9 protein-coding genes, 3 pseudogenes and 1 other annotated feature are annotated in these 14751 nt (G+C 36.8%); of the genes and pseudogenes, 2 read left to right on the top strand and 10 right to left on the bottom strand.

The window, feature by feature from the left end; genetic code table 11:
- Positions 1 to 263 precede the first annotated feature (263 nt).
- The 9 genes and pseudogenes from DER53_RS11495 to DER53_RS11450 all read right to left on the bottom strand — a co-directional run.
- On the bottom strand, positions 264 to 2081 hold the full coding sequence (locus DER53_RS11495; RefSeq protein ID WP_062755350.1) for a DUF2357 domain-containing protein: 1818 nt from the start codon (positions 2079 to 2081) through the stop codon (positions 264 to 266).
- Complete coding sequence (locus DER53_RS11490) at positions 2065 to 4029, bottom strand: McrB family protein (protein ID WP_062678847.1); 1965 nt, start codon at positions 4027 to 4029, stop codon at positions 2065 to 2067. The genes DER53_RS11495 and DER53_RS11490 overlap by 17 nt, the downstream gene beginning before the upstream one ends.
- The gene (locus tag DER53_RS11485) at positions 4022 to 4480 is read right to left on the bottom strand and encodes a hypothetical protein (RefSeq protein WP_062755352.1); all 459 of its coding nucleotides are present in this window, start codon (positions 4478 to 4480) and stop codon (positions 4022 to 4024) included. The genes DER53_RS11490 and DER53_RS11485 overlap by 8 nt, the downstream gene beginning before the upstream one ends.
- Positions 4449 to 5177, bottom strand: coding sequence for a hypothetical protein (locus DER53_RS11480; protein ID WP_062755354.1), 729 nt, complete (start codon positions 5175 to 5177; stop codon positions 4449 to 4451). The genes DER53_RS11485 and DER53_RS11480 overlap by 32 nt, the downstream gene beginning before the upstream one ends.
- A 409-nt stretch (positions 5178 to 5586) precedes the next feature.
- Positions 5587 to 6982: pseudogene (locus DER53_RS17750) on the bottom strand (IS1182 family transposase).
- Positions 6983 to 7080: 98 nt separating this feature from the next.
- Positions 7081 to 7965, bottom strand: coding sequence for a DUF6414 family protein (locus tag DER53_RS11470; protein ID WP_062678843.1), 885 nt, complete (start codon positions 7963 to 7965; stop codon positions 7081 to 7083).
- Positions 7966 to 9224: 1259 nt separating this feature from the next.
- A pseudogene (locus tag DER53_RS11465) lies at positions 9225 to 9612 on the bottom strand (PTS transporter subunit IIC); the annotation flags it as partial.
- A gap of 102 nt (positions 9613 to 9714) precedes the next feature.
- Complete coding sequence (locus DER53_RS17200; protein WP_062678840.1) at positions 9715 to 10869, bottom strand: SEC-C metal-binding domain-containing protein; 1155 nt, start codon at positions 10867 to 10869, stop codon at positions 9715 to 9717.
- Positions 10870 to 11279: 410 nt separating this feature from the next.
- Positions 11280 to 11516, bottom strand: a pseudogene (locus tag DER53_RS11450) (PTS transporter subunit IIC); the annotation flags it as partial.
- Positions 11517 to 11603: 87 nt separating this feature from the next.
- Between DER53_RS11450 and DER53_RS11445 the strand changes: the two are divergent.
- Together DER53_RS11445 and DER53_RS11440 are read left to right on the top strand one after the other, a co-directional pair.
- Complete coding sequence (locus DER53_RS11445) at positions 11604 to 12728, top strand: NAD(P)/FAD-dependent oxidoreductase (RefSeq protein WP_062755360.1); 1125 nt, start codon at positions 11604 to 11606, stop codon at positions 12726 to 12728.
- A 110-nt stretch (positions 12729 to 12838) separates the two neighbouring features.
- Positions 12839 to 13282, top strand: a complete 444-nt coding sequence (locus DER53_RS11440) for a hypothetical protein (protein WP_062755362.1) — start codon at positions 12839 to 12841, stop codon at positions 13280 to 13282.
- A 570-nt stretch (positions 13283 to 13852) separates the two neighbouring features.
- Positions 13853 to 14096 (top strand) — a binding site (T-box leader).
- A 195-nt stretch (positions 14097 to 14291) separates the two neighbouring features.
- Here the strand turns inward: DER53_RS11440 and DER53_RS11435 are convergent.
- Positions 14292 to 14699: a retropepsin-like aspartic protease gene (locus DER53_RS11435; protein WP_062755364.1), complete on the bottom strand. Its 408-nt coding sequence runs from the start codon at positions 14697 to 14699 to the stop codon at positions 14292 to 14294.
- Positions 14700 to 14751 lie beyond the last annotated feature (52 nt).

Genomic DNA, 14751 nt, shown 5'->3' with positions numbered 1-14751 from the left:
TGTCATTCTACATATTTAACGTTTATCCGAGCTTTTTGTCATTGTCATTTTTATTGTCAAAACAACGACAACAATTCTTATCTTATCATGTTACTATTGATTCCCGTTATCCACCCATGCCTCGCTTTGCAGCATCATAGATGATGGAAGTTAATTCGTTCTTCCACAGGAGACAAACCATGCCGCATCTATGCGGCACCATCAGAAGAATGAAAATATTAATTTTCAGGATAGTTGAAAAGCAAGCTTTTTTATTTACTAAACTAATAGGAATAATATTTATTAATTACTTTTTCAATTACCTCATTTAGTTGTTCCTCGAAATTTTTCATGTCATCTTTTGGACTCAATTCAACCAAACGAATTCCATAGTCTTCCAAAGGGCTTTCCATTTTAGGGTTTTTGTAATTTCTTGGATAAACTGCCCATACCTCTTCGACCGGATGCACAACTTTCTCACTATTACTTGGATTTTTCTTTATGCATACCATCTTCGAACGAATACTTGATTTATAACTATCCAATTGATTCATCGTATCTGTTCTATAATGATTTCCGCCTTTTCTAGAATCCCAAATATAAATTAATGGTCTATTTTTATAATCAACAACTATGCTTCCTACATAATCATCCATATAAAAAATATCTATTCTTGAATCAGGTCGGTTATGTGTACTTCCAGTATAAACAGGATTTTCAGAGGACGTTTCTTTGCTGTTAAATGGTAACGAACTATCATATAAAAGATGGATTTTGATATCTCCTTTTCGAAAGTGTATAACGGTTCCAGGTTCTAAAAACGGAACCTTTACAGAAGAAGACGAATCATTATCAAAAATCCAGCCTTTCTCCACTTTAAATCCTAGTCTTTCACTCCTTAATGCTTGAATCAATTTTATATGCCCCCAAATTTCATATAATAAATCCGTCCTCTTCCAATAATATTGGTACTGTTTATCCCAAACTACAGAAACATCATCGTTTTTTAGAGAACGATATAACTGGTACATTGTTCTATACCTTTGGTCTAGACCCATTACATGAGGAATATGGACCGGTTTTTCGTTTTTCACTTCATCCATCCAAGGAACTTGAAGAATTCGATAACATTCGTTCCTAACCCGTTTTGCAAATTCCTCAAACTCTTTTAACTCAAATAACGCTTTTTTCTTCCTTATTACCCTAATGTTATCATCCGAATAATATCGTTCTTCCGCTTCAAGCTCCTTTTGCGCCTTTTCCTTATACTTAACAATATATTGTAATGCATCCGTCATCTCTTTTATTAAAAAATTTAAAATATAACGAATCCACCTATTTTCTAACAAATCATATTTTCGAGTATGTTTAGGAGCATATAAATGATTTTTACTTTCTGGATGCCGTAGATGATATCGTATTGTTTTTTCATCAATCAATGGATTTTTTTCTGTAGGGATAAGTGAATATTCTTTTTTTATTTGAATTCTTGGGTTATCACAAATTTGCTGCAAAGCTTGTATCCATTTATAATAATCGCGTTTTATGATTATCAATTTTCTTAAAACTGTTATAGGTATAGGAGAATTCTTATAAAAACTGATACTCGAATTTTTACCAATTAATTCCTGGGCTAAACCTCGTAGGGTTTCCTCTATTTCATTTTTCATAACCTCCCACTCTTCTTCGGTCATTTGTTTTGGTTTCACCTTAAACCATGAATAATATATTTGCCCATCTAACTCAACTCTAATTTGATAGTTACCAGGTACCAATGGATAATAATCTTCTTTATCATCTGTTGATTGATTTCGATTATTTTGTTTATACAAATATATCTCCTCATTAGAAGGGGATATATAAATATCCCCTTTTTCGTCTTGTTGTACGGAACGAGCCGGAAGAGTATCCAATCCATCCATGTATAATTTAGCATTAGGGTCATCACATTTAAATCGAACGGATAAGTCTACATTTTCTCTTACACATATAAATTGTTTCTCATCCATTTGATAAATTTGGGACTCATCTGTTACAAAATTCGTAATTGGAATAGGAGTATTTTTAAATTCTCTTAATTCCAATTTAAACGGTATAACCATGTAATTTTAACTCCTTTGCTTTCTCCTTAATAATTTTCCTTACAGTTTGAAAATCAGATATTTCTGAAGCCTCATCCAATAATAGGAGTAAGTGACTTTTCTCTACTTCACCATTGTCTTTGTTATATACACCAACTAAATTTTCCAACTGCTCCTCTGAACCTCTAATTTTTGTCATTACTCTTTGTGCAATTTGAAGGTCAAAAGCACGTTGACGTGTTAGTGGAGAGTCAGGAACCAAATTCTTCATGTAACGCCCAATTTGTTTCACAATACGCCATCCAATACCAATATTCCGATTTGCTTCTTGAATTGCATTATGAAGATTCCATAAGAACTTCAATTCTTCTCTCGTCAAACCTATTTCTTTATCTTTATTACGGAAAGATGCATACATATCTGCACTCATTCTTTCTTTCAAATCAGCCGTGCTTTTCTTTTCAGGTTTTGATGTTAGAAGAACTTCATACGGTTGTAATTGTAAATTTATTACATTTGCTCTATCCAACACTTTATCGGAAAAGTGATATGTTGATTCATCGATATTTACTGTTCCGACAAACATTACATTACTTTTAATTGGGACAGAAGGAGGATATAAATGATAATTATGCAGACGATTGCTATATTCTTCATTATAAAGTTGCAATTTCCTTTGTCCTTCTTCCAATTCCAATACTGACAAAAATTGTGAAAAGTAATGTTCCACTCGAGCTAGATTCATTTCATCAAAGCAAACAATATATAAGTTATCAGTATCATTGCTTGCTTCGATTAATAAATTTACCAAACCACAATCTCCTGGGCGATAAACATTATTTAATGTATCAACATAACCTATAACATCAGAATCATCCTGCCAAAACGGACGAACTGGAATAAAAAGCGTTTGCTTACTACTTAATTTCAATGCTTTACTGTAAACTTGAACTAGTTTAGATTTTCCTGTTCCACTCATTCCCGCTAAAATAACCAATCCACCTGTTTTCATAGCCGTGTGAAAGTTATATAAATCCTCTTCACGATAATGTAATCCTTCATCTCTCGCAATTTCAATAAAACGCTCTAAAAATTCTCTTTCCGCCAAATTTACCGCTTCTGTAGTTGCCGCTATTTCATTTTCAACTCTTTCAAAACCGGTAGACTCCCCAATCCTTATATCTTCTTGTTGTTCACTTAATCGTTGAATTTCTTTATTTTCCAATAATTCTCCATTCCTAATAGCAGATACAATTGTTTCATGAAGATTATTTTCTACAAAAATGACATGATTGTGTATATAACACTCTTGAATCCAATCTTCTTTCATTACAGTTTTTCGAATTTCGTTGTTTAAAGGAGTGAAACGAAATCCTCCGTATGCGTATACATGGCTTTCAAACTCCCCGTATGCGATAAATTTCTCTCCTTCCTTCCAAACAACAAAATTAGGTGTATCATTTTCCTCTTGTGACACTTGATTATTTTTACCAACATAACTTGGTTTCTTTAACGCTTCTTCAAATTCATCCTTACTTCTATTTGATGAATTTTTATCATTCGAAAAGATTGGAATCGGTATAAATTTCAATGTGTTACGAAAGGAATCATTTTTAGGTAAAATTTGTACATCTTTTGCCACATAAAATTCTCTCTGAGCCTGACCCTTTCTCATTTCTGGTCGAAACACAATTACTACATCTTTCAAAAAATCTTTTAAACGTTCTACTCGTTTATCTCTAGGCAATGTAATATCATCTTCAAAACCCCAGTTTACTAATTCCTCTGCATAACATGTCACTAATTTTATATGCCTAGGAAAGTTATCTGGTTCTTGTGATAAAATTTTAATATAAAACTGCAAAGTATCTGTGTTGTTAATAAATACTTCATTTTTTCCTAAAAAGTGATCCATTTCTTCAGCCGTTGCTAAAACACCTAATATGTCTACATTCCATTTTTTATTCATTCTTATCCCACCCTAGTTCGTTTTCTGCTTTGATTTTTTTTACTAATTGTTCAAAGTTCTCTATATATTGTATATTTTTATTTTTAACTGATGGATTTTTTGAAATCTGCCTACGTTGCCTTAAATTCACTCGATAATTTAAAACCCAACATTCCTCAATATCTTCTGGAAACTCATACGTTTCTAAATCACTTTCTTCCACAATAAAGAAATCGTATTCATCTTGTTTCTTGATGATATCATTGTATGGATTACCCACCAACGCGATTTTTTTCTTAAGTCTTGAATTATTTAAGGATACTTTGTTTTCTTCTATTTGCGTTGTCAAACTTAATATTCTTGCATGAAGATGACTATTTTGTTTTTTATAGTCTTCTATTGTTTCTATCAATTCCCGTTTTTCATTTTCCCATGTTTTTTCACGTTCTTCTAACTTTTTTTTTAAGAGCATTCAATCTTTTTTCCAATTCTGCATACGCTTGCGTTTTCTCATTTAACTTTCGAAGCAACTCTTGCTTTTCTTCATTTGTTTTTTCATTAATTTCTTTAATTTTTGCATCACGTTTTTCAATCTCTTCCTTTAAATTTTGATTTTTTGCTTCCAACTTAGCAATTTTTGTTTGATATTTCTTTTCAAGTTTCTCTATCTCTTTTCGTCTTTCTTTTTGAATTACATCTTCATTTTGTTTTGCCTCCTTATCATTTTCTTTCTCTTGTTCCGTTAATTCAACTTCGTAACCACACTCTCTTTTATCCATCTTTTCTTTTCCTATGTTCTCTAACATAAACGAATATAATTGTTCGGCTTTCTCAGTCTTTGAGCGGCTGATGAGTATAGAAAGGATAATTGCAGGAGAATATTCTTTCATCGCTAGTTCCGCTAGTTCGCTTAATTCTTTATCACCGATAGATTCATCATATTTTTTGTTTTTTTCTTCAAATTTCTGCATCCAAAAATTTAACTTAGAAACGTTCTTTGGTTTAGTTAGTTCATTAATCAACATCATTCTTTTATTTTGATTCAAATCATTGGGTGATTTTAAGGCTCTAAATCCGGCGAAATTAACCTTAGTTTCTTTATAAATTTCAAATAATGTTTCATTGTCCGTGTAATCAAGTATCCATCTCCACACCTCTCTTAAACTCAACACCATTTCCTCCTTCTTATAACTCGTTTTCCTCATTTTGTTTCTTCTCTAGTTACCTAAACAAATTCATACGATTTCACCTTCCTTAAAATCTTTTCATAAAAGTACATGTCTTAAAATTTTGGACAATTAACCGTTTACAAAAAAACTGGATTTTCGACAATTTTTGCTAACGTACATAATTCTACCGAAATTGTTATTGCCTGTCACTAAACATATTTTTAAAAAATTTATCAAAACAACGAACTTTATAAAAATAAGAAACCTTAACATCGAAGTGTCTTAACAGTCTGAACAAGAACCTAAAAATATGCTCTGTTATCATTAATTGTTGATTTTCGGCAGAATGAAAAGCCACCTTATGATGATAAGGTCAAAGTGTTGAAAAAGTTGGACGTCAAGAAAAAGTTCACGAGGAGTGTGAACTTTTTCTTTTCTTTTTCTCTTCCATTTGGTAGGTTAGATATAGACCATATTGTTGGAGTGATCGCAATTTGGTCTACTTTTTGAGGTTTTGGATCATGGCAGTGATCCAAATCTGAATTTGTACTTGCTGGACTCCACGGTATCGTGTGAAACGAAGACCGTGGAGTTCTTTGCTTTCGGCGAAACTTCGCTCAATCGTCGATGGACGTACCGATCGCAACACTTCTCCTCTCATCGATAATCGTTGTTTCCGCATTCGTTCGTAGATATCTTGATGAACGGATACTCGAAATACACGATCCTTTGCGCCTTTTGCGGCAGGACATCCCACACAACTTCCTTTTACTGCTGGTTTGTACTCATGATATCCAGAACGGGTGGACGTCGAATAGGTGAACTTTATGCCAAAGGGACACGCATACACATCGTCTGTGACTTGCTGGAACTTCACAGAACGACAATCCGGATGTTCCTTTCGATGAAAGCGTCGATACGACATATACGCCAAAATCCCTTTTCTCTCTAATTCTCTTGCTAGTCGGGCGTTATAATAACCGGCGTCTAACACTATTTCTTTGGGAGAATATCCTACTCGATGTTCAACACGCTCGATTCGCTCCATCAAAATACAATGACCAGGCACGGTGGCGGCAGTTACGTAAGCATCCAAAATAAAATTATGCAAGGTGTCAACGATTCGATGATCGTGGAACGCAAAGAGACCACACGGATCATGTTTGACCGATAGCCTAGCATCTGGATCTGTGACGCTACATATTATCTTTTTGGCTTCCAGCTTCTCTGCTTTGGGAGCTAACGTTTTTTTCATGCTGTTGTCGTTTTTCATTAACCAGTTGTAACACGTCCTCGTCTTCTTTCTCCACTATCGTCTGAATCACTTGGATGCGTTTCCGTTTATTGGCGTTCGCTTTTCACTCTGTTTCATCCGCTGCCCACGTGTCTGGAGACAAGAACCCATCTTCTTGAATCCGTTGAAGGACATGATCAAATAACACTTCCCATACACCGGGATCGACCCGATGGCGAAGAAACTTGGAAATGCTGGAGTGGCAAGGGGCTTTATCGGTAGGGGAAATGCCTAAAAACCAGCGATACGTGGCGTGTTGCTGGATTTGTTTACAGGTAAACCGAACGGATCGAAACCCTTCCAGATATTGAATCATGAGGATTTTTACAAAAATCAACGGATCAATCGTGGGGCGGCCAATGGTACTTGGATAAAACGGTTCAAGTAACTGATATACATGATTCCAATCCATCAATTTGTCGATTTGAACCAAGATATGGTTAGGACCATACATGGATTCATAAGCTCGACGATTTTGTTGAATCTCTAAGTTCGATTGGTAGTAGTACATAAGTGGTTTCTCCTCATCAGTTGTTTTCTCAACATATATCATAAAAAAACGATTTTGTCGTTTGACAAAATCGTTTTTCAACAGTCTGATTTAAATGGTTATGAATAAATCGCAATTGGAATAACTAATAAAGCCGGTTCATTAATTCTTGTGATTATTTCTGGTAATTCTAATTGTTCATCTGCTTGATCATTAAATGAAGTAAACATTTTTTCTAAAGTATGTTGTTTTAACAATTTAAAGCCAGTATTCCTAAACAAGTTTATATTATCATTTTGATCTAACACTACTTTTGCCACTTTTCCCACTACAGTATAATTACCGTCTATAATTTCATTCATACTTCTATTAAAGAAAAAATTAATATATACAGGTAATACTGCTTTTATTGTTTCATGAGAATTTTTTATTGTGCTAATTAAATCAATCATATCATGCTGAGTTAAACTTTCTCTTACACCTTTGATTAGTTTCAATATATTTTGATCTTCGCTTTGAGCTTTGTTTTTCTTTTTATTTTCAAGTCTTATTGCCATAACTGCCATTTGTTCTAACGATTCTAAAAGTGAAACTAAAGGATTTTGCTCTAATGTACTATTAAATCTTACAAATTCTCCTGGCTTTAAATTAATTAAATCATTTTTATCGTTAATGTCTTTGACAAGATTTTTCTCCTCTAAATAAGAAAGTAATTTTACAAAAAGAGACGTTGGAGTGTGAACTTTTTCTTCCGACTTTGAAGTAGATTCCGTTTGTGTTTTTTCTTTTCTTGCATTTATCTTTGATTTAACTCCAAATAATCCAAATGCATTACTTATTCCAATTTCCGCACTACCATCTACTCCATTCTTTTTTCCTTCTTGATTAGAGATATTTAATTTTGTTACTTGAGAAAAACCATCATCAATTACAGCCAACAAATCAAACACTATTTTTTGATTTAGATAAATAGTTATTGGTAAAATTTCTTTTGTTTCTGACATATCTTATCTTCCCCCAATTGTATTTTATGCCCTCGCTTTATATTCCGAATCATCTGTTAAAATAATTTTACAAGTGGAATTTTACCATCTCAAGAATATTAAGAAAAATAATACATCAAAATTCAATAATTTTATAAATTTATACTTTAAACCTGTCATTGGGAGTGGATATCGCAAATACCCACTTCCGTTTTTTTACTTAATTTGCAATGCTAACGCTTCAAATGCTTGTTGTGCTTCTCGTAATACTTGCTCTTGAAACGATGGATCTTTTTCTTCCCGTTTCGCTTGTTCAATATCTTTTTTAATGATCTACATATGCGAAAATAGCGCAACTTTAATGGCGACGTGTTCATTTTCAGTGAGTTTTACCGTTTTCACTTAAGTCACTGCCTTTCTGATTACTACTTGTTTTCCTTCAAAACTCTCGTCTAACACATTGTTTGACCATTTGCTAATGCTTCGATAATGAATGAATCGTTAAACGCAATAAGTTTCCCTATCTCCAACTCTAAAAATGCTTGTCCATTGATAAATACAATTATCCCGAATTTTTTGTTTTTTTGATTACTACCTGTTTAGATTCATTTAATGGGCTTGTATTTCATCCGATTTCAATAATCTTTTCATCTTCAATGCTTTAAAGATAACGCTTTGTAATCTGTATATCTTCATGCCCCATGAACCGACCCAAGCTATACAAATCTAATCAATTTTATTCCGGTCTTTTTTGCATATCTTGTTCCACTATTGCCCCCGTTAGTGAAACAAGAATTAATAATTTTTCTGTTATTCATTTGGGTTACTGATTGCATAATTTTCCCAATATTCCCGATTTAATTCATCCATTTCCCTAACATAAAGGGTTGGGCTTTCTTGGAGATTTCGGTCAAAATTTGAATACTTATACAAGTTGATATCTTGTGTAGCGGGACATTGATTTGCCATCCCTGATACAACATCATAATAGTTGTAATTAATAAACCAAGTAAAAAACTAAGAAACCTCCAAATGCTCAAAACTCCTTGTTCCACTATCCTTCCCCGTTAGCCAATCATGCTACATTTTTCAACACCATAGGCTATGGAAGAATTACGTTCTTCCATGGGAAACAATCATGCCACATAGTTGCGACACCATTAGAAGGATGATTTCAGTATAGTTGAACAAGAAAATCAACAACTTTCTTTAACAGAATCTATCTTAAAAAACACAAAAAACCCCCACTAATTTTAACGAAGTGGGGGATTCCTATGCAATTAGGAAAGCAGCTTGATTAAATATCCCAACAAAATCCCAACAATCCCAAAATCCGAATCTCCGAACGTTGTCCCTTCAACCCCCAGCGAACCGAGTACTGGTAGTAAGAGCGCCGGTAAGAAGGAGATTAAAATTCCGTTGGCAAATGCTCCGAAAATGGCGCCTCATCTGCCGCCTGTAGCGTTGCCGAATACACCGGCAGCGGCTCCCGTGAAAAAGTGCGGAATCAGCCTAGGAACAATCTCTTTTAAGCCGACGAGCGGCAAGATAAACATCGAAATAATCCCCGCAGCAAAGCTCGATAAAAAGCCGACGATGACGACGTTCGGAGCGTATGGAAATAACAGCCGGACAATCGAGCGCCGGTTTGGCGTCTCGTACCACACGAAATTCATTGACATGCTTCTCCGATGAATTCGATGGTTGAACGTATTTGTGGGCGATCCACTTGAGATAAAACAAACCTTTTAAGTTAACGTCCTCTCTCCCCTATGCCCCGCAGCATTTCTTATATTTCTTCCCGCTCCCGCACGGGCACGGATCATTGCGTCCGATTTTATTTACGTTGCGATAAGGGACTTTCAGGGGGAGTTGATGTTGCAGTTGTTCATATCTCTTTTCTTTTTCGAGAGCTATTTGTCCCCATTTCTCGAGATTCGGGTGCTCGATCCCCATCACCCGATAAAAACCGTATGCGATAAGCTCTGTATCAATCATAGCAGCATTCCGTCTTTTTTCCATATATTCGTTAATTTCCGGCAGCGCTTCTTCGGAAAGCTGTTGGCAAAGCGCTTCAAACAGCAATGACTTTATATCGTCATCCATTTCCCGTCTGTAGGCGTTTTTCAGCACGTCAACGGCAAGCGTGGATTTGGTATTGGCAAGCACAGAAATCGCAAAAATAACGGATTCTTGTTTCTCTACATACGGTGCAACCGCCTTGACAACGGCATCCGACTGAAACCCAAGTAACGCCGAAACAACTTCTTCCAAAAGAATATCATCATCCTTGACTAACAAACTAGCCAGCAGCGGAATATGCTTTTCTAGCTTCAATCGTCCGGCGGCGTACACGGCAAAAACACCAGCAAACGAAAACCATTCTTCTTTTTCTGCTTGCAAAATATCATCAATCTCCGCCTCGGTCATCCAGCCATTCCGGACAAGCGCGGCAGCAATTTTTTTCGTTCTTCGAAACTGCAAATCGTTATAGGAAACATTCTCCTCCAACAAAGCCAACATGCGCTCATATTCGCGCCATACCTCTTCCTTTGTTCCGTGCAATAGAAGCTCATACAGTTCCCATGTCCCATTAGAAATATATGGCTTTAATTCTGCTTTATATTTGATGGCCAATGCGGGCTCGACATTGTCCAACAAGTTGAAATACGGACGGGCTTCTCCGGCCTTTTCCCTCTTCAATCCTTCGATCAGCAGCAGCAAAGCCCTTTCGCTTAACGAATGATTCCGCAAATCCCATAATATTTCTCTATGTTTCCCATGCGAACGCACCGCCTTTTCGATTAGCCGCTCCGTCCACTCGTTCGGAACGTGTGGATATTCCTCGAGCGCTTGCAAAACGAATTGCTGAACGATCGGATCGCCACTGACGACATACGGTTCTATCTTTTGCAAAAATGCCATGTTTTCATTCTCCTTTCTCCTTTTGTTCATCACTATTTTCATGTTCGTTAACCAAGAATAACCGTTTAGTGGTAAATCATTAAAGGGCTCGACTTCTACTCATGTTTCTCTCCTATTTATTTTTATTCGACCCTTGTAGAAGAGTCCCTCTATTAAAATAAAACATGCTTCCCTCGAACGTGAAAAAAAGATTTCCATTTATCGACAAATCGAAACGCCACCCTTTTGGCACGTTTGTATTTCTTTGTATTATAGCATATGAATTACTTGCAAACAGCACCAGACACTGTTCTTCCATAATTTCTTTATCTAAATCTTGAACCCACTCCAACACCTCCATCAAAGCGGGAATGCGTTCGCGGGCAAAGCGTTCATGAAACCAGCTTCTTGCATCAAGCAAACGAAGCTGTTTACAAAAATAGTTTAATTAAATATCCCAACAAAATCTCAAAATCCGAATCTCCGAACATCGTCCCTTCAAACCCAAACGAGCTAAGGACTGGGAGCAAGTGCGCTCGTAAGAAAGAGATTAAAATTCCGTTGGCAAATGCCAAAAAATGGGCGCCTCGTCTGCCGCCTGTGGCGTTGCTGAATACTCCTGCTGCTTCGGTGAAAAAGTGCAGAATTAACCCGGGAACGATCCCCTTAGAAATGAACTCTTACTTCTTTTCGCAAACGCTTCATCATGTGCTATTCTAATGATGGAAAAAGAAAAAATAGAAAAGGTGTTTTTTATGAAATCATACATCGTCGTTGGAGGCGGAATTTTAGGAGCGTCTACCGCTTATCACTTGGTCAAAGAAGGAGCAAAGGTAACATTAATAGATAGAGGTGACAAAGGCCAAGCAACAGATGCTGCGGCTGGAATTGTTTGTCCATGGGTTTCCCAGCGTCGAAATAAGCGTTGGTATCGTTTAGCGAAAGGCGGAGCGAGATTTTATCCTGCTTTAATCGAAGAACTGAAATTCTATGGTGAAACGGAAACGGGATATGAGCGTGTAGGAGCAATCTGTCTTCATACAGATGAAGAGAAGCTTCAAAAGATCAAGGAAAGAGTATTACAACGTCGTGAGGACGCACCAGAAATCGGCGAAATTACGCGATTGTCTCCCGAGGAAACAAAAGCACTATTTCCGCCATTGGCAGAGGAGTATAGCTCCATTCATGTCAGTGGCGCCGCTCGCGTCAATGGAAGAGCACTTCGCAACTCCTTAGTTCGGGCAGCACAAAAGCTTGGAGCTGCTTATATCAAAGGAAACGCAAAACTTATCCATAAAGGTGCACAAGTAATCGGTGTCGAAGTAGAAGGAAGACAATATGTAGGAGATGCCGTCATCGCAACGGCTGGTGCGTGGTCAAAAGAGCTGCTTCTACCGTTAGGCATTGAATTTTTAGTAGTGCCGCAAAAAGCGCAAATCGTTCACCTTGAAAGACCAGAACAGGATACAGACAATTGGCCCGTTGTCATGCCGCCAAATAATCAATATCTCCTTGCCTTTAAAGATGGCCGTATTGTCATCGGAGCCACTCATGAAGATGACGTCGGCTTCGATTGCAGAGTAACGGCTGGTGGATTGCATGAAGTTTTAGACAAAGCTTTAACCGTAGCTCCAGGGCTGGCGAATTGTACTCATCTTGAAACAAGAGTTGGTTTTCGTCCATACACTCCTGGGTTTCTTCCGGTCTTTGGAGCGCTTCCAGGTTTCGAAGGCATCTATGTGGCCAACGGATTAGGCGCATCCGGACTGACAGCTGGTCCTTACTTAGGTTCTGAACTGGCAAAGCTCGTACTCGGAAAACCAACAGAATTAGACCCTTTGGACTATGATGTCGCTGGCGCCATTAAGAAAATAGAATAAAACATCCGAAGTCAATAAGAAGAACACTATCGTAATTCGCTTTCTGTTTGGGCGACCGAACGGCTACTCAGGCATAAAATCCAATAGAGAATTGACTAGGGGAGTAAAACATGAAACATAACACAAAAGATAAGGTATTGAAATGGATTAATGAACAATTCAGCTTTTTCCAGTTTGACTCAGATCCAGTTTATAAGACAACCCTTTATTTCAAACTCGACAATCCTGAATATGACCCAGAAATCGAAGTTTATGTGCGTAAAACAACAGAGGAAATGGAATTCGGGTTTGAAGCGACTCAATGGGATGGGTACATGCCCGCTCCTTATCCTTCTATTTATCCAAAATACTCCACTCCGCTCGATAGTTTAAGAAGTCTTGAGGAAGAAGAAATGAAAGAGAAAATACTTGAGTTATTGATGAAGACCATCAACTCTAGAAAAAGGCAATATCGAAAATGCCAGTTTTGCGGAAAAAGGGTAGCAGCAGAACATCGATTTGATAAAAGCACTTGTCATCGTTGTGCTTCGGAACACTTTGGTATAGTATACTAAATTTCATTTGACACTTGGGTTGTAGAATTCAAATCCAAATAGAGATAAATTGGATTTATCTATGATATTGAAATGATTTTTAATAACCCTACCTATGTCTAAAATTGAATTCAGAGAAACCCTACCCCATTACATTACACAAAATTCTTGACGGTACCAAAAATTCTGTCGAATTATGTCATAAAAACACCAAAAAAAATAGAATCTCAAACACTTCTGTCGTAAGTTAAGCGATGACAGATAGAAACTCCTCCGTTACATTCTTAAATGATTCAAGCAAACTCGAGACTGACCAACCCTATTTTTGTCCGAGCGTGTTGGCTCCGTTCGCATCAAAATATGTAACATCCGCCGCTTTTGAAACTAAAGGAATTCTCGTTTCAAGCACTCTTGGAAAATCTCCTTGATTCTCTTGGAGCTTTAATATAGTTTTTCACGGACACATCATAGTTAATAAGCAGGAATATTCCTGTGCTCACACGAAGATCAGAGATCTTTTTTTGCAAAAAGAGCATAAACTCTAAAAATATTGACATTTCAGTTTTACTCTGCTAAATTATTTTCAAATAATAAAAATCAATGACGAGAAGAGTAAGATAGGATCCCTGTTCTACAGAGAGTCGGCGTTTGGTGAAAGCCGATGTCCAGGCCTTATCCGAAGATCATCTCTGAGATGCAAAGCTGAAACATAGTAAGCTTTGACGGGTTGTCCACCGTTATAATGGAATGCGTATGATTGTACGTGATGGAGAGCCGCATGATTTTTACATATGCGGAATAAGGGTGGTAGCGCGGGCACAAACCCGTCCCTATATGTAGGGACGGGTTTTTATATATTAAAGGAGGAAAAACAAAAATTTTAAGCAGAATTTTCCGAATATAAATCAAAAGAGAGCCGGATGATTTTGTCAAAGGCTCTCTTTACTGATATCTACCGCACTTCGACGTATTTCGGGTAATGCACAGTGGCACAGATTCCTTTCGGATCACAACGCACGGATACTATTCTTTATTTTTGACCGGAACGATACATTTCTAATTTGGCTAGGTCTAGGACAAGTCCAGCGTCTAGCAATATATCTAATCCTAACAAACCATTAATCCCTTCATAATCCATCCCACTAAAATCAACCTCATACTCTCTGAGTTGAAAAGAACCTAATTTAATAGAGTCCAATTTCTTTGTAAATGCGTGCTCTTTTCCACCGATTCCATAATAAGTAACAATATGATCGCCCATCTCTACTCGCAAATCAATATCCTCTACTGCATTTTGAGAAATCAGTGTTTTGGCAGCACCAGTATCAATGACCATATTATCAATCAACTTGGACCTTCCTCGATAAACAATTTCTATCGACTTGACACTCCGCACGACTAAAGTCGTGGGATTCTTGGGTGGTAGTCGGAAGTCCATTTCTGGTATCCGTAGTTCCCCCAAGTTCAGGGGTGTGCCATCACCCCGTCCT

Source organism: Parageobacillus toebii NBRC 107807 (assembly GCF_003688615.2).
Taxonomy (GTDB): domain Bacteria; phylum Bacillota; class Bacilli; order Bacillales; family Anoxybacillaceae; genus Parageobacillus_B; species Parageobacillus_B toebii.
Note: the sequence above shows the minus strand (reverse complement) of the source record. Positions and strands in the feature narration are given on the sequence as shown.